The organism is Micromonospora sp. LOL_025, assembly GCF_048060285.1.
Taxonomy (GTDB): domain Bacteria; phylum Actinomycetota; class Actinomycetes; order Mycobacteriales; family Micromonosporaceae; genus Micromonospora.
Genome location: NZ_JBHMIR010000001.1, coordinates 151,041 through 175,699, shown reverse-complemented (window position 1 = coordinate 175,699; position 24,659 = coordinate 151,041). Strand labels below are relative to the sequence as shown.

The window sequence follows — 24,659 nt, the reverse complement described above, 5'->3', positions numbered from 1 at the left end:
CCCCGCAGTCGCGAACGGAAGGCGGGCCCGGTGAGCGCGAGGAGTGCAGCGCAGCGGAGCCCCGCAGTCGCGAACGGAAGAGGTGTCCGGTGACCACTACCACCACCACGGACGCGGCGCGGAGGACCGGGGCCGCCGAGGCGCCTGAGACCCCCGAGGCGCCCGAGACGACGTGGCAGACGCTGCGCCGCGGTCTGGCGCTCTCCCCGGAGCTGCGGGTCGGCCTGGCCGGCACGCTCGGCCTGGCCCTGGTCTACATGGTCGGCCGGGCGGCCGTCCCGGTGGCGGTGCAGCAGGGCATCGACAACGGCATCGTCGGCGGCCTGGACCTGGGCGTGGTCTGGAAGGTGGTGGCCGCCACCGCCGGGGTGCTGGTGGTGACCACGCTCTGTGGCTACCTGATGATGCGCCGGCTCTTCACGGTCAGCGAGACCGCGCTGGCCAACGTGCGGATCCGGGCGTTCCGGCACGTGCACGACCTGTCGATGCTGCACCAGCAGTCGGAGCGGCGCGGTTCGCTGGTCTCCCGGGTGACCAGCGACGTCGACCAGATCACCCAGTTCCTCCAGTGGGGCGGCGTGATCCTGGTGATCAACCTCGGCCAGCTGGCGGTCACCACGCTGGTCATGTTCGCGTACTCCTGGCAGCTGACCCTGGTGGTGTTCGCCGCCTTCCTGCCCGCCGTGTTCGTGATCCGGCAGCTCCAGCGCCGCCTCGCCGGGGCGTACGGGGTGGTCCGGCAGCGCACGGGCACGCTGCTCGGCGCGATCGGGGAGAGCGTGGTCGGCGCGCCGGTCATCCGGGCGTACGGGATCGCCGGCCGGACGGCCCGCCGGCTGGACGAGGCGATCGACGGCCAGCGGCGGGCCCAGCAGCGGGCGATCAGGATCAGCATCATGGGCAGCTCGGCCGGGGAGCTGGCGGCCGGCCTGGCGCTGGCCGGTGTGGTGGTGCTCGGGGTGACCCTCGGCGCCGACCGCACCCTGAGCATCGGCGAGGTGACCGCCTTCCTCTTCCTGGTCACCCTCTTCATCCAGCCGGTGCAGATCGCGACCGAGGTGCTCAACGAGGCGCAGAACGCCATCGCGGGCTGGCGCCGGGTGCTGGACGTGCTGGACGTCGAGCCGGACGTCGCCGACCCGGGCGAGCAGGGGCGCGAGCTGCCGTCCGGTCCGCTGGACATCCGCTTCGCGGGGGTGCGCTTCGCGTACCCGGGGGGTCCGCCCGTGCTGCACGACGTCAGCCTGGAGATCCCGGCGAAGAGCCGGGTGGCGGTGGTCGGCGAGACCGGCAGCGGCAAGACCACATTCGCCAAGCTGCTCACCCGCCTGATGGACCCGACCGCCGGCCAGGTGCTGCTCTCCGGCGTGCCGCTGGACCGGGTCCGGTTCGCCTCGCTGCGCTCGCGGGTGGTGATGGTCCCGCAGGACGGGTTCCTCTTCGACGCCACGGTGGCGGAGAACGTCCGCTTCGCCCGGCCGGAGCTGACCGACGAGCAGCTCGGGGCGGCCTTCACCGAGCTGGGGCTGGCGGACTGGCTGGACGGGCTCCCGTCGGGGCTGCACACGCCGGTGGGGGAGCGCGGCGAGGCACTGAGCGTGGGGGAGCGGCAGCTGGTCGCGCTGGCCCGCGCGTACGTGGCAGACCCGGACCTGCTGGTGCTGGACGAGGCGACGAGCGCGGTCGACCCGGCCACGGAGGTGCGGCTGCAACGCACCCTGGATGCGGTCACCCGGGGGCGCACCACCCTCGCGATCGCGCACCGGCTCTCCACGGCGCAGGCCGCCGACGAGGTCATCGTGGTGGACAAGGGCCGGATCGTGCAGCGCGGTCCGCACGACGAGCTGGTCCGCGACCCGGAGTCGGTCTACGGCCTGCTCTACGCCTCCTGGCTGGAGCAGACGCGCTGAGCCGACCCGTCGTCCGTACGCGCCGGGCCGTCTCCGCCGGCCCGGTCGGGCGCGCGGCCCGGCTGTGCGCCGGGCCGCGCGGCGGTCAGCGGGAGTAGAACTCCACCACCAGTTGCTCGTCGCAGATCACCGGCACCTCGTGCCGGGCGGGCTCGCGCAGCAACGTGGTCCGCAGCTCGCCCAGCTCCACCGACAGGTACGGCTGGCCGGGTCCCTCGGTGGCGTTGGCGCCCGCGGCGGCGAGCTGGAACGGCACGGACGCGCGGCTGCGTTCGCGGACGGCCACCACCTGGCCCGGACGCAGCCGGTACGACGGCCGGTCGACCTTGCGTCCGTCGACGGTGAAGTGGCCGTGCGCGACGAGCTGCCGGGCCTGGTAGATGCTGCGGGCCAGGCCGGCCCGGTGCACCACCGCGTCGAGCCGTCGCTCCAGCAGCGCGACCAGGCTCTCGCCGGTCTTGCCGGCGCTCCGGGCGGCCTCGTCGAAGACGCGCCGGAGCTGGGTCTCGCTGACGTTGTACTGGTGGCGCAGGCGCTGCTTCTCCAGCAGCCGCACCTGGTAGTCCGAGGTCTTGCGGCGCTGCCGGCCGTGCACTCCGGGCGGGAAGGGGCGCCGCTCGAAGTACCGCACGCACTTGCGAGTCAGGGGGATGCCGAGGGCGCGGGAGAGGCGGGCCTTGGGCCTGGGTTGGTTCACGCTGGACGACTCCGATCCGGTGCTCTAGTCTCCGAGTTAGGTAAGGCTAACCTACGAAGGAGTCGTTCATGCGGCCCAGCCCGGCGGAGATCGTCCGTACCCTCGTCGCGGGCCGGCTGCCCGGCATCGCCCACGTCGCGCACCGGCCCGGCCCGCACCAGGTCCAGCACGTGACCGACCCGGACGGCCGGGTGCTGCTGCTGGTGCCGGTCGTCAGCGACCTCGCCGCCGCGCTGCGCCCCGCCGACGGCGATGGCGAGGTCGCGCTGGTGCTGGACGTGCTGGACCTGCCGCCCGCCGCCGGCGCGCCGAGCCTCGGCCGGGCCTGGGTCTCCGGCTGGGCGGCCCGGCTGGACGGGGAGGAGGAGCGCCGCGCCGCGCTGGACTTCGCGGCCGTGGAGCCGGCCGGTGACCTGCTCGACGTCGGCACCCGGTTCCGGCTGCACCGCTTCGAGGTGGTCGAGGCCCGCTGGGAACGCGGCGACACCGTCAGCCGCATCGACCCCGAGGCGTACGCCGAGGCGGAGCCCGACCCGCTGCACGCCGTCGAGGCCGAACTCCTGGCCGACCTCGCCGGCCACCACGCCGCCGAGGTGGCCGGATACCTGCGCCGCCAGCTCGGCCTCGCCGACGGCGACCCCGACACCGCGCCCCGGGTGGTCCGGATCGACCGGTACGGCCTGCTGGTCACCCACGGCCGACCCGGTGCCCGCCGGCGTGTCCGGCTGGCGTTCCCGCGCCCGCTGGACTGTCAGGCGGAGCTGACCCGACTCCTGCATCCGCTGGTCTGCCGGCACGCCTCGTCGTCCCGGCACGCCGACCACGCCTGACCGGTTGCCGCCGCCCCGGCCGTCCGGTCAGCCGGCGAAGACCTCGGCGATGTCGCCCGTCAGGTAGCGCTGCACGGTGGGGCCGACCGCCGCGATGAGCGCCTCCGGGGCGGCCGGGCGGCAACGGTTGACTTCGCGTGCACTCGAACTGGAAGCCTGGACGGCGTGGACATCAGCATCCGGGAGGCGACCCTGACCGTCGGCGAGGCGGCCGAGCGGGTCGGCCTGACCACCTACACGCTGCGTTGGTACGAGCAGGAGGGCCTCGTCGCCCCGGTCGGGCGCGACTCGGCCGGGCGCCGTCGCTACACCGAACGCGACGTCGACTGGCTGTTCCTGCTCACCCGGCTGCGCCGTACGGGCATGCCGGTGCGGGACATGCGCCGCTACGCGGAGCTGGCCCGGCAGGGCGACGCCACCCTGGGCGCCCGGCGGGCGCTCTTCGGGGCGCACCGGGCCCGCGTGCTGAGCCGGATGGCCGAGCTGGAGGAGGATCTGAAGGTGCTCAACTACAAGATCGACAACTACTGTCGGGCGGAGGGGTGCGGCTGATATGCCGACCCTGGGGGCGTCCGGGCCGAGGTCTGCGCGCCCGGCTCACGCCCGGGCAGCGGGCCCGGCTGGGCGCGGCGGTGCCGCCGGGCGTGGTCGCCGGGGGCCGGTACCCGAGGCGGCGATGCGATTGGTCGGGCATTAGCCTTCGGACCGGACAGCGGGTCCGCCAACGGGCATCAGGCGCGGCATCGGGCATTGCGCCCTGATCGGACGTACGGCACGATGGCGCCGTGGGTCACGCTGCGTCACCGGACGAGAGGTTCCTCGGCGAATGGGCGGCCCGGTTGCGGGCCGGCGCCGAGCAGCCCGTGGTCGGCATCATGCTGCGCGGCAGCCACGCCAGGCGGGCCGCCACCGCGCACAGCGACGTTGACGTCGACGTGCTGCTCGGCGGCGCCCCGTACGCCGCCCGCCGGGCGTTCCTGGCCGAGCACGGGGGCCGGCTGACCCACGTCTCGGTGGCCGCCCGCGACGTCCGCTCCTGGCTGAGCCGCCTCGGCGAGCCCGCCGACTGGGCGTTCGGGCTGCCGGTGACGGCGCCGGCCCGGCTGCTGTGGGCGGACCCGCACTGGCGCCCCCGGATCGACCTGCCGGTGCTCTGCCATCCCGCCGGCGAGCCGCAGTTGGAGGAGCTGATCGCGACGCTCGGTAAGGTGGCCGGCGCGCGGGACGCCGACGACCACCTCGGCGTCCGGCTGGCCGCCGCCGACCTGGCCCGGCTCTGCCCGTCCGTGCTGCGGCTGGCCAACCCCACGGTCCGGGTGACCTCCCGGCGGGCGGCCTTCGCCGCCGCCCTCGACCTGCCCGTGGCGCCCCCGAACTACCGGGAGGACCTGCTGCTCTGCCTCGGCCTGCGGCCCGGCTCCGCCGGCCAGCTCTGCGCCGCCGCGGCCCGCCTGGTCGGCGGCGTCCTGCCGCTGATCCGCCCGTACGCCGCCGAGGTCGCGCGGGCCGCCGGCGCGGACCTGGCCGACGCCCTGGCCGACGGCCGGCTGGACCGCTACGTCGACCAGTTGACCCGGCCCGCCCACCGGCCGCCGCGGCCCCGGCGGGAGCCGTCACCCGTGCCCGCCCCGCGTCCGGGACAATGGGTCACTGTGCCCGTACCTGACGCGCCCGTGACCGGCGCCCACCCCAGTCCGCAGGAGCCCGCGGCCGACGGCGCGGTCCGTCCGTCCCGGCTCGACCCGGCCATCGCCGCCCGGCTGCGCCGCACCCCCGACGGCCTGGTGGCCGCCGTGGTCCGCCAGCACGACTCCGGCGAGGTGCTGATGGTCGCCTGGATGGACGACGAGGCGCTGCACCGCACCCTGACCACCGGCCGGGCCACCTACTGGTCGCGCAGCCGCCGGGAGTACTGGGTCAAGGGCGCCACCTCCGGGCACCACCAGTACGTCCGCGCCGTGGCGCTGGACTGCGACGGCGACGCGCTGCTGGTCGACGTCGACCAGGTCGGCGCGGCCTGCCACACGGGGCACCGCACCTGCTTCTTCACCGAGCTGCCGGTCGGCGGGGACGGGGCGGGCGCCCGGTGAGCGCGCCCGGTCCCGCCGCCGCGAACGGCGGGCGGTCCCGCACCGACGGCGTGGTCAGCCCGGATCCGGCCACCTTCACCGAGCTGGCCGCCCGCTGGCGGGTCGTGCCGGTCACCCGCCGGCTGCTCGCCGACGCGGAGACCCCCGTCGGCGTCTACCGCAAGCTCGCCGGCGGCCCGGGGACGTTCCTGCTGGAGTCCGCCGAGCAGGGCGTCGGCTCGGCCGGCCTGGCCTGGTCGCGCTACTCGTTCATCGGCGTACGCAGCAGCGCCACGCTGACCGAGCGGGACGGTGCCGCGGTGTGGACGGGGCGGCCACCGGCCGGCCTGCCCACAACCGGCGACCCGGTCCGGGTGCTGCGCGAGACCGTCGAGGCGCTCGCCGGCCCGGCGTGGGACGCGGCCAGCGGCATGCCCCCGCTGACCGGCGGCATGGTCGGCTACCTGGGCTACGAGCTGATCCGGCGCTTCGAGCGGCTGCCCGAGCTGACCGAGGACGACCTGGGCGTGCCCGAGCTGGGCATGATGCTCGCCACCGACCTGGTGGTGCTGGACCACTACGACGGCTCGGCGATCCTCGTCGCCAACGCGATCCTGCCGCCACTGTCCGAGCCGGACCGGGACGCCGAGGTCACGGCGGCGTACCACCACGCGGTCGGGCGGCTCGACGCGATGACCACCGCGCTGTCCCGGCCGATCCCGCCGATGGTCTCGACCGTCGGGCGGCCCCCGGCGGGCGAGGTGCGCAGCCGCACGCCCGAGGGCGGCTACCCGAAGGCCGTCGAGGCGGCCAAGGAGGCGATCCGGGCCGGCGAGTGCTTCCAGATCGTGCTGGCCCAGCGGTTCGAGCGGGACACGCACGCCGACCCGCTGGACGTCTACCGCGTGCTGCGCACGACGAACCCGAGCCCGTACATGTACCTGCTGCGCTTCGACGGCTTCGACATCGTCGGCTCCTCGCCCGAGGCGCACCTGAAGGTGACCAGCGACGCCGAGGGGCGGCGGCGGGCGTTGCTGCACCCGATCGCCGGCACCCGGCCGCGCGGCGGCACCCCCGAGGCCGACGCCCGCCTCGCCGCGGAACTGCTCGCCGACCCGAAGGAACGGGCCGAGCACGTGATGCTGGTCGACCTGGGTCGCAACGACCTGGGCCGGGTCTGCCGCCCGGGCACGGTCGAGGTGCCGGAGTTCGCCACCATCGAGCGCTACAGCCACGTCATGCACATCGTCTCGACCGTGGTCGGCACGCTGCGCGAGGACCGTACGGCCTTCGACGCGCTGGCCGCGACCTTCCCCGCCGGCACCCTCTCCGGCGCGCCCAAGGTGCGGGCCATGGAGATCATCGAGGAGCTGGAACCGGTCCGGCGCGGCATCTACGGGGGCACCGTGGGCTACTTCGGCTTCGGTGGCGACCTGGACATGGCGATCGCGATCCGCACCGCGCTGATGCGCGACGGCAGGGCGTACGTGCAGGCCGGGGCGGGGGTGGTGGCCGACTCCGACCCGGCCGCCGAGGACCAGGAGACCCGGAACAAGGCCGCCGCCGTGCTCGCCGCCATCGCCGCCGCCGAGACCCTCCGGCCCGCCCGGTGACGGCCGCCGGGCCGGGGACCGCTCCGGCGAGCGACGCGGGCCGGGGCGCGCGGCCGGGCGCGCAGCGGCGCGAGCTGACGTACGCCGTGCTGCTCTGCGTGGCCGGCGCGGGCCTGGCGCTGTGGGCGTCGACCCGCACCTGGGCGGTCGAGTTGACCGCCCGGCCCACCCCGCTGCCGCCGGTACGCGACGCCCGCACGGGCGCCGGCCTGCTGCCCTGGCTGCCGGCGCTGGCCCTGGTCGGGCTGGCCGGCGGCGGGGCGGTGCTCGCCACCCGGGGGCGGGCGCGGCGGCTGCTGGGCGGGCTGCTGTGCGTGCTCGGCGCGGCCGTGGCGGCCGGCGGCGGCTACGGCCTGGTCGCGGCGTTCGACGGCGAGGTCGCCCGGCACTGGCCGGCGCTCTGCCTGCTCGGCGGGGTGCTCGCCACGGCGGGCGGGCTGCTGACGGCCCTGCGGGGTCGCCACTGGCCGGCCATGGGCGCCCGGTACGAGCGGCGGCCCGCGGGCGACGCCGCGCCGGCCGCCCCTGCTGAGAGCGGCCGGGGTGCGGGCGACCGGGTCACCGGCCGGCAGACCACCGAGGCGTGGGACGCGCTGGACCGGGGCGAGGACCCGACGGTCAGCTGACCGGCTGGCGCTCGCGGGCGGCGGCCCGGGCCGCCGCCAGCTCCGCCACCAGGCGGTCGAGCTCGGCCCGCTGCTCCGCCCGGGCCCGGTCGGCGCAGACCGCCTCCCAGGCGTTGCCCCGCGCGGTGCGCATCCGTGCCTCGCCCACCACGGCGCGCTCCAGCGTGTGGACCACGCCGACGGCGAGCGACGCGACGGTACGGGAGACGGTCGTCAGTCCGATGGGCTGGTGCGGCTCGACAGTGCTCATGATCACCCCGCAGAGGATCGTTGGTGACGGTGGGGCAGGCGCGTCATCGAGTCTGCCCGAGGACGATGCTCGCCGGTTCACGTTTCGCCGTGGTGACCGACACGTCAACACTGCTCGCAGGCCCGCCACCAGGCAAAGGGTCGTTCGACCTTGAGGTAGGTCACACCATCGACGGGCGTCGGCGGCGGGCACCGGACCGGGCGGCCGACCGCGCCACGAGATAGGATCACGTCGATGACCTGGGGGGCGGAGGCGGGGATGGTCGGGTGGCGTTCGTCGTGGGGCATGATCGCCCTGCGTGACATCCCGTTCACCGGAGGTCGGCCATTATGCCCCAGCCCATCTCGTGAGGCACGCCATACCCCCGGCGCCCGTCGCCAGGTGGCGCCCCCTAGCATCGGCCCATGACACCCGGAGAGGGGAGTCCGTTGGTGACTGCTGAGCATGCGCACGCGGAGGGGGACGAGGCCGGTCCGGCGGCGTCCGTAGGCGTGCTCGACGAGATCCTGGCCGGCGTGCGTGAGGACGTCGCCCGGCGACAGGAGCAGGTTCCGCTGGAGCGGATCCGCGACCTGGCCGCCGCCGCGCCGCCACCGTTGGACGCGTACGCGGCCCTGCGCAAGCCGGGCGTCGCCGTGATCGCCGAGGTGAAGCGCTCGTCGCCGTCCAAGGGGCGGCTGGCCGAGATCGCCGACCCGGCCGACCTGGCCGGCGACTACGCCGACGGCGGCGCGCGGGCGATCAGCGTGCTCACCGAGGGGCGCTGGTTCGGCGGCTCGCTCGACGATTTGGCCGCCGTCCGCGCCGCCGTCAGCATCCCGGTGCTGCGCAAGGACTTCGTCGTCTCCAGCTACCAGGTGCACGAGGCCCGCGCGCACGGTGCCGACCTGGTGCTGCTGATCGTCGCCGCGCTGGAGCAGAACGCCCTCGTCGGCCTGCTGGAGCGGATCGAGTCGCTGGGCATGACCGCGCTGGTCGAGGTCCACGACGAGGAGGAGGCCGACCGTGCCCTGGAGGCCGGTGCCCAGGTGATCGGGGTCAACGCCCGCAACCTGCGTACCCTGGAGGTCGACCGCTCGGTGTTCGAGCGGATCGCGCCCGGCCTGCCCAGCAGCGTCGTCAAGATCGCGGAGTCGGGGGTGCGTGGCCCGCACGACCTCATCCGGTACGCCTCGGCGGGCGCCGACGCGGTCCTGGTCGGCGAGGGCCTGGTCACCCAGAAGAGCCCCCGCGAGGCGGTGGCCGAGCTGGTCAACGCCGGCAACCACCCGGCAACGCCCCGCCCGGTGCGCTGATCCCGCGCCGGTTCGTCAGCACCGAGAGGACCATCTCATGAGCGCCGACGCGTTGGCCGCACCGACCGGTCCGCTGCCCGATCCCGCCGGTCACTTCGGCCGCTTCGGCGGCCGGTTCGTACCGGAGGCGCTGGTCGCGGCGCTCGACGAGCTGGACGCGGCGCACCGCGCGTCGATGGCCGACGAGTCGTTCCGGGCCGAGTTCGGTGCCCTGCTGCGCGACTACGCCGGCACCCCCTCGCTGCTCTACGCGGCGCAGCGGTTCTCCGCCAAGGTGGGCGCGCGGGTGCTGCTCAAGCGCGAGGACCTCAACCACACCGGGGCGCACAAGGTGCGCAACGTGCTCGGCCAGGCGCTGCTGACCCGGCGGATGGGCAAGCGCCGGGTGATCGCGGAGACCGGCGCCGGGCAGCACGGCGTCGCCACCGCCACCGCCGCCGCCCTGTTCGACCTCGACTGCGTGGTCTACATGGGCCAGGTCGACACCGAGCGGCAGGCGCTCAACGTGGCCCGGATGCGGATGCTCGGCGCCACCGTCGTCCCCGTCACCAACGGCTCGCGCACGCTCAAGGACGCGATGAACGAGGCGATGCGCGACTGGGTCGCCAACGTCGACGACACCCACTACCTGATCGGCACCGCCGCCGGACCGCACCCCTTCCCGGCGATGGTCCGCGACTTCGTCCGGGGCATCGGCGACGAGGCGCGCCAGCAGTGCCTGGACCTGACCGGCGCGCTGCCGGACGCCGTCACCGCCTGCGTCGGCGGCGGCTCCAACGCCCTGGGCATCTTCCACGCCTTCGTCGGCGACCCCGACGTGCGCCTGTACGGCTTCGAGGCCGGCGGCGACGGGGTGGAGACCGGCCGGCACGCCGCCAGCATCACCGGCGGCTCCGCCGGGGTGCTGCACGGCACCCGGACGTACGTGCTCCAGGACGCCGACGGGCAGACGTGCGAGTCGCACTCGATCTCCGCCGGGCTGGACTACCCGGGCGTCGGGCCGGAGCACGCCTGGCTGCACGACAGCGGCCGGGCGACGTACCTGCCGGTGACCGACGACGAGGCGATGGCCGCGTTCGAGCTGCTCTGCCGCACCGAGGGCATCATCCCGGCGATCGAGAGCGCCCACGCGCTCGCCGGCACCCTCAGGATCGCCCCGAAGCTCGCCGCGGAGCTGGGCCGGGAGCCCACCATCGTGGTCAACCTCTCCGGCCGGGGCGACAAGGACGTGCACACCGCCGGCGACTACTTCGGCATCCTCGACAAGGAGCAGTGAGAACGTGAGCCGGATCGGGGTGGCCTTCGACAAGGCCCGCGCCGACGGGCGGGCCGTGCTGGTCGGCTGCATGCCGGCCGGGTTCCCGACCGTCGAGGGCAGCATCGCCGCGATGACCGCCATGGTCGCCGCCGGCGTCGACGTCATCGAGGTCGAGATCCCGTACTCCGATCCGGTGATGGACGGGCCGGTGATCCAGAAGGCCAGCGACATCGCCCTCGCCGGCGGCGTACGCACCCGCGACACGCTGCGCGTCATCGAGGCGGTCGCGGCCACCGGGGCGCCCGTGGTCACGATGACCTACTGGAACCCCGTCGAGCGGTACGGCGTCGACGCCTTCGCCCGGGACCTCGCCTCGGCCGGGGGCACCGGGCTGGTCACCCCGGACCTGATCCCCGAGGAGGCCGGCGAGTGGCTCGCCGCCTCGGACGCGTACGGGCTGGACCGCACCTTCCTGGTCTCGCCGTCCTCGACCGACGCGCGGCTGGCGATGACCGTCGAGCACTGCCGGGGCTTCGTCTACGCCACGGCGATCATGGGGGTGACCGGCGCCCGGGCGCAGACGTCCGACGCGGCACCCGTCCTGGTGTCGCGGGTGCGGGAGGGCACCGACCTGCCGGTCGGCGTCGGGCTGGGCGTCGGCACGGGCGCGCAGGCCGGCACCGTCGCCGGGTACGCCGACGGCGTCATCGTCGGCAGCGCCCTGATCCGCTGCCTGCTCGACGCGCCGGACGAGGCGTCCGGGCTGGCCGCCCTGCGCGCGCTGAGCGCGGAACTCGCCGAGGGCGTCCGCAACCCCACCCGCTGAGCCCCGACCGCGCCCTCCCGCCCCGCCCCGGGTCAGTGCTGGGGCGTCCGGTCGGCCGGCGGAGTGCTCCGCTGCCCCGGCGGGTGGCCCGCCGTCGGCGCCGGGTCGCCCGGGGCGGCGTCACGCAGCACGCCGGAGCGGCCCGCCAGGGCGTCGGTGAGCGCCGCCCGGGTGGTCGGGGTGAGCGCCTCGGGCAGGGCCGAGGGGTGGTGCCAGGACAGCCGGCAGCCGCCCGCCGGATCGCCGACCGGCCCCGACCCCCGCGTACGCGCCCGGAAGACGTGCACCAGGACGTCGGGCAGCGGCCCGGCCCGCCCGGCCGCCGAAGCCGCGCGCGCCACCGGCGCCGGCCCGCACCGCCCGGCGAGGTGGTAGAGGCCGACCAGGTCGACGACCTCGACCTCCCACCCGGTCTCGGCCCGGATGTCGCGGGTGGCCGCGTGCACGGGGCTCTCGGCCGGGCGCAGCCGCCCACCGGGCAGGCCGTGGCGCTCGCCCCGGCCCTGCCGGCACAGCAGCACCCGGCCGGCGTCGTCGGTGACGACCGCGGCGACCGCCCAGGTGAGCGCGCTCATGGACAAACAGCCTACGGCGACGCAAACCAGAAGTCACCGGGTCCGGCGGACGGTGGACCGGGGTGCCACCGGAGGGGTGCACGGCGGTAGCGTGTGCATCCGTGACTCTCGCCTCGCTGACCCCCCAGGCGGCCCTGCCCAGCCCCAGCACCGCCGTCTGGCAGCTCGGACCGGTGCCGATCCGGGCGTACGCGCTGTGCATCATCGTCGGCATCGTGGTGGCCTGCTGGGTCACCGAGCGGCGGCTGCGCCAGCGCGGCGTCGCCCCCGGCGCGGTCCTCGACATCGCGGTCTGGGCGGTGCCGGCCGGCATCATCGGCGCCCGCATCTACCACGTGATCACCTCGCCGGAGAAGTACTTCGGCACCGGCGGCGACCCGATGAAGGCGTTCGCCATCTGGGAGGGCGGTCTCGGCATCTGGGGCGCGGTGGCCGGCGGGGCCGTCGGCGCGTGGCTCGCGGCCCGGCAGCTCGGCATCCCGTTCGCGGTGGTCGCCGACGCGCTGGCACCCGGCCTGCCGCTGGCGCAGGCGATCGGCCGCCTCGGCAACTGGTTCAACAACGAGCTCTACGGCGGGCGGACCAGCCTGCCCTGGGGGCTGGAGATCCACCGGATGGACCCGGACAACCCGGGTCACGCGCTGCGCGACGACGCCGGCCAGCCGATCCTCGAACCGGGTCTCTACCACCCGACGTTCGCCTACGAGCTGCTGTGGAACCTCGGCGTGGCCGCGCTCGTCCTCGTGCTCGACCGCAAGCTGCGTCTCGGCCGGGGACGGGCGTTCGCGCTCTACGTGATGGGCTACACGGCCGGGCGGTTCTGGATCGAGCTGATGCGCACCGACGAGGCGAACACCATCCTGGGCGTACGCCTGAACGTCTGGACCGCCGGCCTGGTCTTCCTCGGCGCCCTGGCCTACTTCGTGCGGGTGCGCGGCCCCCGGGAGTACCTCGTCCCGGTCGGCGCCGCCGCGACGCCCGAACCGGCCGTCGACTCCGACGTCTCGCAGGTCGACCTGTCCGCGCGGGAGGCCGGCTCCCGGCCGGCCGCCCCGGAGGGCTACCGCGTGGTCAGCGAGGAGCAGTACCGGCACTGGCAGGAGACCGGCGAGGCGCCGGACGGGGCGGCCGCGCCCGGGTCGGCCGACGCGCCGTCGGCCGGTGCGGACGCCGCCCCCGGGTCCGCCGGTGACGGTGCCGCGCCCGCCGGGGAGACCCCACAGGACCGGGCCGGGGCCACGGGCACCCGGCCCGCCGACCGCGACAGCTGAGAAGGAGCACCCATGCGTAGCGCGGTCGTGGTCGGCGCCGGGATCGGCGGCCTCGCGGTCACCGGTGCGCTGGCCCGCTCCGGCTGGCGGGTCACCCTGCTGGAGCGTGCCGACCGCGTCCGCCCCGAGCCGACCGCCGTGGCGCTCTGGCCCAACGGGGTACGCGCGCTGCGCGCCCTGGGCCTCGGCGCCGGCCTGGAGGCGATCGCCACGGCGCTCCCCGACGGCGGGGTGCGCCGCCCGGACGGGCACTGGCTGGTGCAGCCCCGCCCCACGCCGGCCGACCGGATGCCGGTGGTGGTGCACCGGGAGGACCTGCACGACGCGCTGATCGCCGGCCTTGGCGACGAGGTCGAGCTGCACACCGGGGTGACCGTGCGGACGGTCCGCGCCGTGTCCGGGGAGCGTCCCTCCGTCGGCGACGGCCGGCACACCATCGAGGCCGACCTGGTCGTCGCCGCCGACGGCACCGACAGCGCGGTCCGCCGGCAGCTCGCCCCCGAGTCCGGTGTGATCAGCTCCGGCTGCGCCGCCTGGCGGGCGGTGATCCCCTGGTACCGGGCCCCGAAGCTGCCCGCCGACCGGTCCGTCGGCGGCGAGGTGCTCGGTGCCGGCTACCGCTTCGTGTCCGCCTCGCTGGGCGAGCGCGGCTCCTCGGGCGGCTCCAGCCGGGGCGGCATCTACTGGGTGGCCACCGCCGTCGGCGCGCCCCGCCCGGAACCGCCGGAGACCCAGCTCGCCCTGCTGCGCCGCTGGTACGCGGGCTGGCCCGCGCCGATCGCCGAGCTGCTCGACGCCACCGACCCGACCGACCTGGTGCAGCAGGAGATCCGCGAGCTGCGACCGCTACCGAGGTCGTACGGCTTCCCGACCGGCCCGGGCGGGGTGGTGCTGCTCGGCGACGCCGCGCACGCCATGCCGCCGCACCTCGGCCAGGGCGCCTGCCTCGCCTTCGAGGACGCCGCCACCCTCGCCTCGCTGCTGCGCGAGTCCCGGCTGCCCGACGCGGTGACGGCGTACGACCGGGTGCGCCGGCCCCGGGCGGCGACGGTGGTCCGGCAGACCCGCCGGATGTCGGCGGTGCTGAAGGCCCGGGGCCCGCTGGCGCTGCGCGCCCGCGATGTCGCCCTGGGCGCCCTGAGCCCCCGCCTGCTCTCGACGGCCGCCACCACGGCCGCCCAATGGCGCCCCCCAACCTGACCCCCCACCCCCCCACCCCCGGCCCCCCGGCCCCCCGGGGGCCCCAGGCTGCCGCCGATCATGCAGTTGTGGTGGGGGGCAAAAGCCGTGGATCGGCCTGAGTCGGGCACCACAACTGCATGATCGACGCGGCCGGGGGGCGGGGGGCGGGGGGCGGGGCGGGGCGGGTGGTGGGTGGGGTGCTCGGTCAGGGGGTGACGGGGGTGGGTTCGGCTATGCAGGCGGTGCCGACGCGGCGGAAGCCGACGCGCAGGTAGACCCGGGCGATGTCCTCGCTGCCCGCCGAGAGGGAGACCAGGTCGGTGCCGGCGGCCAGCAGCTCGCGGGCCAGCGTGGCGGTGACCGCCGCGCCCAGGCCACGTCGGCGGGCGGACGGCAGGGTGGCCACGCCGGCGATCTCGGCGACGTCGCCGACCCGCATCGCGATCCCGCTGGCCAGCGCGCCCTCGGTGGGCGTCTCCGCCAGCACCGACAGCCGCCGGCCGTCGGCGACGCGGGTCCGCTCCTCGTCGAGCGCCGCCTCGTCCAGCTCGGCCATCGCGGCGTCCCGCTGGGCGGGGCCGGCCTCGCCGGGCGCGGTGCCGGCCGCGGAGAATCCGACGGCGGCGACCGCCCGCCGCGCCGCCACGTCCGCCGCGAAGTCGGGCGCCGCCCCGTCGAGCATCCGCAGCGGTACGTCCGTGAGGGTCCCCGGGTCGGGCAGGGCGGCCGGGTCGAGCACCATCAGCGGCGCCTCCAGCACCGACAGCCCCGCCGAGCGGGCCACGGCCAGCAGGTCGGGGGTGGTCTCGTGCACCCATTCGAGGGCCTCGGGCAGGCCGAGTTCGCGCTGCCGCTCGCGTACCGCCGTGACGTCCGCCAGCGACGGCGCCTCGGTGGCTTCGAGCCGGGGCCGGGCGTAGAACGGCCAACCGGCGCCTTCGCGGACGAAGAGGACGAGGGCGCCGTGCTCCTCCGTGCGGGCCGCGTCCCGGGGCACCGCGTCGTAGAAGCGCTCCAGCCGAGCGAACAGGTCCCTGTCAAGAAAATCCACCGCGCGAGACTACACGTCCCAGAGTCTGGAAGGTGTGATCAATCTGCACTGGCCTTGCGCTCCGGACCCTAACGTAGACTCAATAGACCCTTGAGGGCCGACGTCGTCCCGATCGAGATCCACCCTGAGCGACGACAGGAGGCCCGGTGGCCTTTCCGTACCCTCACAGCAGCCCGAAGCAGGCCCCGCACCTCGGCCCGGGAGCGCCCGCGGCCGGGCTCTACGACCCCGCGCAGGAGCACGACGCCTGCGGTGTGGCCTTCGTGGCGGACCTGCACGGGCGGCGCTCGCACGCGGTCGTGGTCAACGGCCTCGACGCGCTCTGCCGGCTGGACCACCGGGGAGCCCGAGGCGCGGAACCCAACACCGGCGACGGCGCGGGCATCATGATCCAGATCCCGGACGCGTTCCTGCGCGCGGTGGTGGACTTCCCGCTGCCGCCCGCCGGCGAGTACGCCACCGGCCTGGTCTTCCTTCCCGACGACGACGCCGCCGAGGCCCGCGCCCGCCGCGTGGTGGAGAAGTACGCGCTGGTCGAGGGGGCCGACGTGCTCGGCTGGCGGGACGTGCCGGTCGACCCGGGCGGCCTCGGCGAGACCGCCCTGGCGGCGATGCCCCGGGTGCGGCAGCTCTTCCTCGCCGCGCACCGCCTCACCGACTCGGCGGCCGGGCCGGCCGGGTCGCCGCTGGGCGGTGTCGAGCTGGAGCGGGTCGCGTTCTGCGTGCGCAAGCAGGCCGAGCGGGAGAGCGCCGAGCGGGGCGTGCCGGCATACTTCCCGTCGCTGTCCGCGCGGACCATGGTGTTCAAGGGCATGCTCACCCCCGACCAGCTCCCGGCGTTCTACCCGGAGCTGGCCGACGCGCGGGTGGAGAGCGCGATCGCGCTGGTGCACTCCCGGTTCTCCACGAACACGTTCCCGTCCTGGCCGCTGGCGCACCCGTACCGGCTGATCGCGCACAACGGCGAGATCAACACCATCCGCGGCAACCGCAACTGGATGCAGGCCCGCGAGGCGCTGCTGCGCACCCCGAACCTGCCGGGCAACATCCGCCGGGTCTTCCCGGTCTGCACGCCCGCCGCCTCCGACTCGGCGAACTTCGACGAGGTCCTCGAACTGCTGCACCTGGCCGGGCGGAGCCTGCCCCACGCGGTGCTGATGATGATCCCCGAGGCGTGGGAGAACGACCCCGACATGGCCGCCGACAAGCGCGCCTTCTACCGCTTCCACGCGAGCCTGATGGAGCCGTGGGACGGGCCGGCCTCGGTCGCCTTCACCGACGGCGACGTCGTCGGCGCCGTGCTGGACCGCAACGGCCTGCGTCCGGGCCGCTGGTGGCGTACGGATGACGGGCTCGTGGTGCTGGGCAGCGAGGCGGGCGTGCTCGACCTCGACCCGGCCCGGGTGGTCGCCAAGGGCCGCCTCCAGCCGGGCAAGATGTTCCTGGTCGACACCGTCGCCGGCCGCATCGTGCACGACGAGGAGATCAAGGCGGAGCTGGCGGCCGAGCAGCCGTACGCCGACTGGCTGCACGCCGGGCTGATCGAGCTGACCGACCTGCCCCCGCGCGAGCACACCGTCTACACCCACGACTCGGTACGCCGCCGCCAGCAGACCTTCGGCTACTCCGAGGAGGAGCTGAAGATCCTGCTCGCGCCGATGGCGCGCACGGGCGCCGAGCCGCTCGGCTCGATGGGCACCGACACCCCGATCGCCCCGCTGTCCACCCGGCCGCGGCTGCTCTACGACTACTTCCACCAGCTCTTCGCGCAGGTCACGAACCCGCCGCTGGACGCCATCCGGGAGGAGCTGGTGACCAGCCTGGCGTCGACCATCGGGCCGGAGGGCAACCTGCTCGACCCGGGCCCGGCGAGCTGCCGGCAGATCGTGCTGCCGTACCCGGTGATCGACAACGACGAGCTGGCCAAGATCCTCTCCATCGACGAGGACGGCGACCTGCCCGGGTTCAAGGCGGTCCGGGTCTCCGGGCTCTACCGGCGCCGGGAGGGCGGCGCCGGGATCAAGGCCCGGCTGACGGAGATCTGCCGGCACGTCTCCGAGGCCATCGAGGACGGCGTACGCATCCTGGTGCTGTCGGACCGCGACTCCAACGCCGACCTCGCCCCGATCCCGTCGCTGCTGCTCACCGCCGCCGTGCACCAGCACCTCGTGCGCGAGCAGACCCGCACCCAGGTGGCGTTGATCGTGGAGTCCGGCGACTGCCGCGAGGTGCACCACGCGGCGGTGCTGATCGGCTACGGCGCGGCGGCGGTGAACCCGTACCTGGCGTTCGAGTCGGTGGAGGACATGATCTCCACCGGGGCGCTGGTCGGCGTGGAACCGGCCAAGGGCGTGCGCAACTACGTCAAGGGCCTCGGTAAGGGCGTCCTGAAGATCATGTCCAAGATGGGCATCTCGACGGTGTCGTCGTACTGCGGGGCGCAGGTCTTCGAAGCCGTCGGGCTGGACGCCAAGCTGGTCCAGCGCTACTTCCGGGGCACCCCGAGCAAGATCGGCGGGATCGGGCTGGACGGCATCCACGCCGAGGTCGCCGCCCGGCACGCCGTGGCCTGGCCGCCGCCGGGCGCCGAGGCCACCGGCCGGCTGGAGGTGGGCGGCGAGTACCAGTGGCGCCGCGAGGGCGAGCTGCACCTGTTCAACCCGGAGACCGTCTTCCTGCTCCAGCACGCCACCCGCAGCCGCCAGTACGACGTCTTCCGCCAGTACACGGCCAAGGTCGACGAGCTGGCCGCGAAGGCCGGCTCGCTGCGCGGGCTGTTCACCCTGCGTACCGGGGTGCGGCCCCCGGTGCCGATCGACGAGGTCGAGCCGGCCACCGAGATCGTCAAGCGGTTCGCCACCGGCGCCATGTCGTACGGGTCGATCTCGGCAGAGGCGCACGAGACCCTGGCGATCGCGATGAACCGGCTCGGCGGCAAGTCCAACACCGGCGAGGGCGGCGAGGACGTCGAGCGGCTGCACGACCCGACCCGCCGCTCCGCCGTGAAGCAGATCGCCAGCGGCCGGTTCGGGGTGACCAGCGAATACCTGGTCAACGCCGACGACCTCCAGATCAAGATGGCGCAGGGCGCCAAGCCGGGCGAGGGCGGGCAACTGCCCGGCAACAAGGTCTGGCCGTGGATCGCCCGTACCCGGCACGCCACCCCGGGCGTCGGCCTGATCTCCCCGCCGCCGCACCACGACATCTACTCCATCGAGGACCTCGCGCAGCTCGTCCACGACCTGAAGTGCGTCAACCCGTCCGCGCGGGTGCACGTCAAGCTCGTCAGCGAGGTCGGCGTCGGCACCGTGGCGGCCGGCGTGGCGAAGCTCAAGGCCGACGTCATCCTGATCTCCGGCCACGACGGCGGCACCGGCGCGTCGCCGCTGAACTCGCTCAAGCACGCCGGCACCCCGTGGGAGCTGGGGCTGGCCGAGGCGCAGCAGACGCTGCTGCTCAACAAGCTGCGCGACCGGGTCACCGTGCAGGTCGACGGGCAGCTCAAGACCGGCCGGGACGTGCTGGTCGCGGCGCTGCTCGGCGCCGAGGAGTTCGGCTTCGCCACCGCGCCGCTGATCGTCGAGGGCTGCGTCATGATGCGCGTCTGCCACCTCGACACCTGCCCGGTCGGCATCGCCACCCAGAACCCGGTGCTGCGGGAACGCTTCTCCGGCCGGCCGGAGTTCGTGGAGAACTTCTTCCTGTTCCTCGCCGAGGAGGTCCGTGGCTACCTGGCCGAGCTGGGCCTGCGGTCGATCGAGGAGGCCATCGGGCAGGCCGAGCTGCTCGACGTCGCCCCGGCGATCGCGCACTGGAAGGCCGGCGGGCTCGACCTGACCCCCGTGCTGCACCTGCCGGAGCTGCCGGCCGGGGCCGCGCGCCGGGGCGTCCGCGCCCAGGACCACGGCCTAGAGCTGGCGCTGGACAACGAGCTGATCGCCCTGGCCGGGCCGGCGCTGCGGGACCGTACGCCGGTGCGGGTGGAGGTGGCGGTGCGCAACGAGCACCGCAGCGTCGGCGCGATGCTCGGCGGCGAGGTGACCCGCCGCTTCGGCGGGGCCGGCCTGCCCGCCGACACGATCGAGTTCACGCTGCGCGGCACCGCCGGCCAGTCGTTCGGCGCGTTCCTTCCGGGCGGGGTCACCCTCCGGCTGCACGGCGACGCCAACGACTACGTGGGCAAGGGCCTCTCCGGCGGTCGGCTCATCGTGCGGCCGGACGCCGCCGCCCCCTTCCTCGACGGCGACGCCGTGCCGGGGCAGCGGGCCGAGGACCAGACCATCGCCGGGAACACCATCCTCTACGGGGCCACCGCGGGCGAGCTGTTCCTGCGCGGCCGGGTGGGGGAGCGGTTCGCCGTACGCAACTCGGGCGCGGTGGCCGTCGTCGAGGGCGTCGGTGATCACGGCTGCGAGTACATGACCGGCGGGACCGTGGTGGTGCTGGGTCCGACCGGCCGCAACTTCGCCGCCGGCATGTCCGGCGGCACGGCCTTCGTGCACAAGCTGGACCGGCGCCGGGTCAACACCGAGCTGGTCGACCTGGCGACGCTGTCCGAGGAGGAGCAGGCGGTGCTGCACGAGCTGGTGCAGCGGCACTTCGCCGAGACCGACTCGGCGGTCGCCGAGGGGCTGCTCAAGCGCTGGCCGGAAGCGGTGGCGGAGTTCACCGCCGTGGTGCCCCGGGACTACCGCCGGGTGCTGGAGATCATGCGGGCCGCCGAAGCCGCCGGCCGCGACGTCGACGAGGCGGTGATGAGCGCACTGGCGGCACCCGCCGCCGCACCAGCGCAGACGGCACCCGCCGACCCGTCAGCAGCGCGGACGGCGTCCGCCGCCTCGGCGGCGCGGACGGCGTCCTCCGATTCGTCCATGCCGGCCATGCCCGCCCCGCGGGTGACGGTCCAGGAGGTGGCTCGTGCCTGACCCGAACGGTTTCCTGCGGTACGACCGGCGGCTGCCCGCGCGCCGCCCGGTGCCGGTGCGGATCAGCGACTGGCGCGAGGTGTACCCGCCGGCCGGCGAGGAGCTGATCCGCGAGCAGGCGACGCGCTGCATGGACTGCGGCATCCCGTTCTGCCACGACGGCTGCCCGCTGGGCAATCGCATCCCGGACTGGAACGACCTGGTGCGCACCGGCAACTGGGACGCCGCGGTGGACTCGCTGCACGCCACCAACAACTTCCCCGAGTTCACCGGCCGGCTCTGCCCGGCGCCGTGCGAGGCGGCCTGCGTGCTCGGCATCGGCGGGGGCGAGCCGGTCACCATCAAGCAGGTCGAGGTGGAGATCGCGGACGCGGCCGTCGCGCGCGGCGGGCTGTCGCCGCGCCCGGCGACGACGCCGACCGGCCGGTCGGTCGCCGTGGTCGGCTCCGGGCCCGCCGGTCTCGCCGCCGCGCAGCAGCTCGCCCGCGCCGGTCACGCCGTCACGGTGTACGAGCGCGACGACGCGATCGGCGGCCTCCTGCGGTACGGCATCCCCGACTTCAAGCTGGAGAAGGTCCACGTCGACCGGCGCGTGGCCCAGCTCACCGCCGAGGGCGTGCGCTTCCGCACCGGGGTGAACGTCGGCGTCGACGTCACCGCCGAGCAGTTGCGCGCCGAGCACGACGCCGTGCTGCTCGCCTGCGGGGCGCTTCAGGGCCGGGACACCCCGGAGACGCCGGGTCGCGGGCTGCGCGGGGTGCACCAGGCGATGGACCACCTCGTCGCGGCCAACCGGGTGGTCGCCACGGCGGCGGGCGGCCGGCCCGACACGGCGGTGCTGCCCGACGGCAACCCGATCGACGCCGCCGGGAAGCACATCGTGATCATCGGTGGCGGCGACACGGCGGCGGACTGCCTGGGCGTGGCGCACCGCCAGGGCGCGGCCGGCGTACACCAGCTGGACCTCTACCCGCAGCCGCCGCAGGCCCGCGACGAGGCCCGGGACCCGTGGCCGACCTGGCCGTGGCTCCTGCGCAGCTACCCGGCGCACGAGGAGGGCGGCGAGCGGGTCTTCGCCGTCGCGGTGCAGGAGTTCGTCGACGACGGCACCGGTCAGGTGCGGGCGGTGCGGATCGCCGAGGTGACGGTGGAGAAGCGCAACGGGCGGCGCATCGTCACCCCGCTGCCCGGCTCGGAGCGGGAGTTGCCGGCCGATCTGGTGCTGCTGGCGATCGGCTTCGAGGGCACCGAGGAGCAGCCGCTGCTCGACCAGCTCGGGGTCGGCCGCAACGCGCGCGGCGCGATCGACGCCCGGCCCGACTGGCAGACCGGCACCGACGGCGTCTTCGTCGCCGGCGACATGCACCGGGGCGCCTCGCTGATCGTCTGGGCGATCGCCGAGGGCCGCGCCGCCGCCGCCGCCATCCACGCCCACCTGGGCGGGACGGGCGCCCTGCCCGCCCCGGTGGACCCGGCCCGCCAGCCCCTGGCCGTGCGGTAACCACACCGCTCGCACCGCTGGCGCGGGGTGCCCGACCGGCCTGCCGGCCGGGCACCCCGTGCCGCTCAGCGGGTCAGGAGCCGGTGCGACTCGCGGAGCTTGGTCCAGGACTTCGGCTCGGCCGGCGGGCCGGCCTTGCGCGCCGCGCCGGCCACCTCCGGGCGACCGGGGGTGAGCAGCCAGGTGGTGAAGAAGTCGTCCAGGTCCAGCCCGGAGATCCGTTCGGCCAGGGCCTGGAACTGGGCGGTGGTGGCGTTGCCGTGCCGGTGCGCGGCCGTCCAGGCCGGCAGGAGTGCGAAGAACGCCTCGTCGCCGATGGCCAGCCGCAGCTGGTGCACCGTCATCGCGCCCCGGTCGTAGACCGCCGCGTCGAAGATCCTGCCCGGTCCGGGCGCGCCCGGCGGCACCTGCCAGAACTCGTCGTCCGCCGGGTAGCTGGCGTACGTGAAGTCGAACAGCTCCTGCGCGGTGCCCTCGCCCTGCTCCTCCGACCAGAGCCACTCCGCGTACGAGGCGAAGCCCTCGTTCAGCCAGATGTCGCTCCAGTCGGCCAGCGAGACCGAGTTGCCGAACCACTGGTGGGCGTTCTCGTGCACCACCACGTAGGTGTTGGCGCCCCGGCGCCAGAAGCCCGGCCCGTACACCGGCCGGGTCTGCGTCTCCAGGGCGAAGCCGATGCCGTCGACAGGCCCGGCCACGCCGCCCTGCGCCTCGAACGGGTACGGCCCGAAGAGCCCGCTGCACCACTCGACGACCTCGGCCGTGCGCTGGATGCTGGCCCGCGCGGCCGGCCCGAGCTCGCCGAGGCCGGCGCTGTACGCGTTGACCACCGGCTGCCCGTTCGGCGCGGTGTCGGTGACGATGTCGTACTGGCCGATGGCGAGGAAGGACAGGTAGGTGGCGGTCGGTGAGGTGGTCCGCCAGCTCCACCGGGTGCGGTTGCCCGCCTCGGCCAGCGGCGGGCGCGGCTGGACGCCGTTGCTGATCACCTCGACGCCGGTCGGCACCGAGACGGAGACGTCGAAGGTGGCCTTGTCCAGCGGGTGGTCGTTGCTGGGGAACCACCACCAGGCCGACTCCGGCTCGTTCACCACCATCGCCCCGTCGGCGGTGCGGGTCCAGCCGGTGTAGCCGCCGACCAGCGTCTCCGACGGCACGCCCGAGTAGCGCACCACGATGGTGAGCTGCTGGCCGGCCGTGACCGCGCGGCGCGGGGTGACCGCCAGCTCGTGCACGCCCTCCCGGGCGGCCGTGGCCTGCCAGCCGTTGACCCGTACCGACTCGACGTCGAGCAGGAAGTCCAGGTTGAACCGGGACAGGTCGCGGGTGGCCCGGGCGAGGATCGTGGTGGTGCCGGTGAGCAGGTCGGTCGCCGGGTCGTAGCGCAGCCGGACGTCGTAGTGCGCGACGTCGTAGCCGCCGTTGCCGTAGTCAGGGAAGTAGCTGTCGCCCAGTCCGGGGCCGCCGGGTTGCGGCGCGGCGGCGGGAACGGGCCGGCCCAGGGCCGGTGGGGCGGCGTGGCCGGGGGCGCCGGCGACCAGGCCGCCGGCGGTGGTGACGGTCAGGGCGGCGATGGCCGCCGTGAGAGCGCGTCGCACGGGGTGGACTCCCTCCGTCAGGGTGTACGCACCGGCCAACCTAATCGACGATCGTGAACCTGTTGGTCCCGTCGCCCGATCTGACCCATTCCATTGATCCGAATGTTTCGATAGCATTACCGCCTGGTAACAAGCACCCGTCCCTGGCCACGCGCGCGGTCACCGGCCCCACCGTCCCCTGCCCCGTGGAGGTCCCGCATGCCTCACCGCCCGCTGGCCCGCGCCCTCGCCGCGCTGGTCGCCCTGTGCACCGCCGCCCTCGGCGCGGTGCTCACCCCCGGCACCGCCCAGGCCGCCGCCGCCGTCAACTACGTGGCCCTCGGCGACTCCTACTCCTCCGGCGTCGGCGCCGGCCCGTACGACCTCTCCACCTGCCTGCGCAGCCAGAAGTCGTACGCCCCGCTGTGGGCCGCCGCCAACGCGGTCACCAGCTTCAAGTTCCCCGCGTGCGGCGGCGCCGTCACCTCCGACGTCATCAACGACCAGGTCGGCTCGCTGAGCACCAGCACCACCCTGGTCACCATCACCATCGGCGGCAACGACGCCGGCTTCGCCGACGTGATCACCAGTTGCCGCTTCGGCAGCACGTCGAGCTGCACCAACGCCGTCAACGAGTCCAAGGCGTTCGCCACCACGACCCTGCCGGGCCGGCTGGACGCCACGTACGCCGCCATCCGCGACCGGGCGCCAAACGCGCGGCTGATCGTGCTCGGCTACCCGCGGCTGTTCGAGACCGGTTCCTGCGGGCTGCTGGCGATGAGCACCTACAAGCGGACCATCCTCAACGAGGCCGCCGACGTGCTCGCCACCGTCATCTCCGGCCGGGCCGCCGCGGCCGGCGCCACGTTCGCCGACACCCGGCCGTACTTCGCCGGGCACGGGGTCTGCGCGGCCGACCCGTGGATCCGCGACGTCAGCGGCGTCATCGAGGCGTACCACCCCGACGCCGACGGCTACCGCCACGGCTACCTGCCCGCCCTCAACGCCGTCACCGGCTGACCGCACCGCCCGGCGGGTGACGACCCGCCGTGCCGGGCACCGGCCCGCGTCGGCGGCCTCGATCCACCCCGCACACGCGGGCGGGCCCCTTCCCGCAGGTCTCCGACCAGGGAGGGGGCTCGTCCGCGCGCCATCGTGGAGCGTCCGCCCGCCGACGCGCCCGGCTCGCCACTGTCCGGTGTC

Annotated in this window: 19 protein-coding genes and 1 pseudogene; 15 read left to right on the top strand and 5 right to left on the bottom strand. The window is 75.0% G+C overall.

The window, feature by feature from the left end; all coding sequences use genetic code 11:
• The first annotated feature begins 182 nt into the window (after window positions 1-182).
• Window positions 183-1,910, top strand: coding sequence for an ABC transporter ATP-binding protein (locus tag ACFHW0_RS00810; protein WP_416605228.1), 1,728 nt, complete (start codon window positions 183-185; stop codon window positions 1,908-1,910).
• Between the two features lie 85 nt (window positions 1,911-1,995).
• Here ACFHW0_RS00810 and rpsD read toward each other — a convergent pair whose 3' ends face one another.
• Window positions 1,996-2,607, bottom strand: a complete 612-nt coding sequence (gene rpsD / locus ACFHW0_RS00805) for a 30S ribosomal protein S4 (RefSeq protein ID WP_121400587.1) — start codon at window positions 2,605-2,607, stop codon at window positions 1,996-1,998.
• Between the two features lie 68 nt (window positions 2,608-2,675).
• Between rpsD and ACFHW0_RS00800 the strand changes: the two genes are divergently transcribed.
• The 6 genes and pseudogenes from ACFHW0_RS00800 (at window position 2,676) to ACFHW0_RS00775 (ending at window position 7,745) form a co-directional block, all read left to right on the top strand.
• Window positions 2,676-3,437 (top strand): DUF2470 domain-containing protein, encoded by a 762-nt coding sequence (locus ACFHW0_RS00800; protein ID WP_416604756.1) that lies wholly within the window; start codon window positions 2,676-2,678, stop codon window positions 3,435-3,437.
• A gap of 165 nt (window positions 3,438-3,602) precedes the next feature.
• The gene (locus ACFHW0_RS00795) at window positions 3,603-3,989 is read left to right on the top strand and encodes a MerR family transcriptional regulator (RefSeq protein WP_416604754.1); all 387 of its coding nucleotides are present in this window, start codon (window positions 3,603-3,605) and stop codon (window positions 3,987-3,989) included.
• 323 nt (window positions 3,990-4,312) lie between these two features.
• Window positions 4,313-4,909: pseudogene (locus tag ACFHW0_RS00790) on the top strand (phosphoribosyl-AMP cyclohydrolase); the annotation flags it as partial.
• A 180-nt stretch (window positions 4,910-5,089) separates the two neighbouring features.
• The gene (hisI, locus tag ACFHW0_RS00785; RefSeq protein WP_311411668.1) at window positions 5,090-5,527 is read left to right on the top strand and encodes a phosphoribosyl-AMP cyclohydrolase; all 438 of its coding nucleotides are present in this window, start codon (window positions 5,090-5,092) and stop codon (window positions 5,525-5,527) included.
• Window positions 5,524-7,119 (top strand): anthranilate synthase component I, encoded by a 1,596-nt coding sequence (locus ACFHW0_RS00780; RefSeq protein ID WP_416604753.1) that lies wholly within the window; start codon window positions 5,524-5,526, stop codon window positions 7,117-7,119. Before hisI ends, ACFHW0_RS00780 begins: the two co-directional genes overlap by 4 nt.
• Entirely contained in the window at window positions 7,116-7,745 is a 630-nt protein-coding gene (locus tag ACFHW0_RS00775) for a Trp biosynthesis-associated membrane protein (RefSeq protein ID WP_416604751.1), read from the top strand. The genes ACFHW0_RS00780 and ACFHW0_RS00775 overlap by 4 nt, the downstream gene beginning before the upstream one ends.
• Here the strand turns inward: ACFHW0_RS00775 and ACFHW0_RS00770 are convergent.
• Entirely contained in the window at window positions 7,738-7,995 is a 258-nt protein-coding gene (locus ACFHW0_RS00770) for a hypothetical protein (protein WP_101415126.1), read from the bottom strand. The genes ACFHW0_RS00775 and ACFHW0_RS00770 overlap by 8 nt on opposite strands.
• Window positions 7,996-8,486: 491 nt before the next feature.
• Between ACFHW0_RS00770 and trpC the strand changes: the two genes are divergently transcribed.
• The 3 genes from trpC to trpA are packed head-to-tail and all read left to right on the top strand — an operon-like array spanning window position 8,487 to window position 11,374.
• Window positions 8,487-9,290, top strand: coding sequence for an indole-3-glycerol phosphate synthase TrpC (gene trpC / locus ACFHW0_RS00765; RefSeq protein ID WP_416605227.1), 804 nt, complete (start codon window positions 8,487-8,489; stop codon window positions 9,288-9,290).
• Window positions 9,291-9,327: 37 nt separating this feature from the next.
• Entirely contained in the window at window positions 9,328-10,566 is a 1,239-nt protein-coding gene (gene trpB / locus ACFHW0_RS00760; RefSeq protein ID WP_416604749.1) for a tryptophan synthase subunit beta, read from the top strand.
• A gap of 4 nt (window positions 10,567-10,570) precedes the next feature.
• Window positions 10,571-11,374: a tryptophan synthase subunit alpha gene (gene trpA, locus ACFHW0_RS00755; RefSeq protein WP_416604747.1), complete on the top strand. Its 804-nt coding sequence runs from the start codon at window positions 10,571-10,573 to the stop codon at window positions 11,372-11,374.
• A 32-nt stretch (window positions 11,375-11,406) separates the two neighbouring features.
• Here trpA and ACFHW0_RS00750 read toward each other — a convergent pair whose 3' ends face one another.
• Window positions 11,407-11,949: an NUDIX hydrolase gene (locus ACFHW0_RS00750; RefSeq protein WP_416604745.1), complete on the bottom strand. Its 543-nt coding sequence runs from the start codon at window positions 11,947-11,949 to the stop codon at window positions 11,407-11,409.
• A 101-nt stretch (window positions 11,950-12,050) separates the two neighbouring features.
• Between ACFHW0_RS00750 and lgt the strand changes: the two genes are divergently transcribed.
• On the top strand, window positions 12,051-13,220 hold the full coding sequence (lgt, locus tag ACFHW0_RS00745; protein WP_416604744.1) for a prolipoprotein diacylglyceryl transferase: 1,170 nt from the start codon (window positions 12,051-12,053) through the stop codon (window positions 13,218-13,220).
• Between the two features lie 12 nt (window positions 13,221-13,232).
• Window positions 13,233-14,420, top strand: a complete 1,188-nt coding sequence (locus ACFHW0_RS00740; protein ID WP_416604743.1) for an FAD-dependent oxidoreductase — start codon at window positions 13,233-13,235, stop codon at window positions 14,418-14,420.
• A gap of 187 nt (window positions 14,421-14,607) precedes the next feature.
• Here the strand turns inward: ACFHW0_RS00740 and ACFHW0_RS00735 are convergent, their stop codons facing one another.
• Window positions 14,608-15,453, bottom strand: a complete 846-nt coding sequence (locus tag ACFHW0_RS00735) for a GNAT family N-acetyltransferase (RefSeq protein ID WP_416604741.1) — start codon at window positions 15,451-15,453, stop codon at window positions 14,608-14,610.
• 146 nt (window positions 15,454-15,599) lie between these two features.
• Between ACFHW0_RS00735 and gltB the strand changes: the two genes are divergently transcribed.
• Together gltB and ACFHW0_RS00725 are read left to right on the top strand one after the other, a co-directional pair.
• A complete protein-coding gene (gltB, locus tag ACFHW0_RS00730; protein WP_416604739.1) occupies window positions 15,600-20,378 on the top strand; it encodes a glutamate synthase large subunit in 4,779 nt (1,592 codons plus the stop codon).
• Window positions 20,371-21,879: a glutamate synthase subunit beta gene (locus ACFHW0_RS00725; protein WP_416604737.1), complete on the top strand. Its 1,509-nt coding sequence runs from the start codon at window positions 20,371-20,373 to the stop codon at window positions 21,877-21,879. The genes gltB and ACFHW0_RS00725 overlap by 8 nt, the downstream gene beginning before the upstream one ends.
• Window positions 21,880-21,944: 65 nt before the next feature.
• On the opposite strand, the gene ACFHW0_RS00720 is transcribed toward ACFHW0_RS00725, so the two are convergent.
• Window positions 21,945-23,477 (bottom strand): M1 family metallopeptidase, encoded by a 1,533-nt coding sequence (locus ACFHW0_RS00720; RefSeq protein WP_416604735.1) that lies wholly within the window; start codon window positions 23,475-23,477, stop codon window positions 21,945-21,947.
• Between the two features lie 198 nt (window positions 23,478-23,675).
• Here ACFHW0_RS00720 and ACFHW0_RS00715 point away from each other — a divergent pair, with 198 nt between their 5' ends.
• On the top strand, window positions 23,676-24,476 hold the full coding sequence (locus ACFHW0_RS00715) for an SGNH/GDSL hydrolase family protein (protein ID WP_416604733.1): 801 nt from the start codon (window positions 23,676-23,678) through the stop codon (window positions 24,474-24,476).
• Window positions 24,477-24,659: the final 183 nt, after the last annotated feature.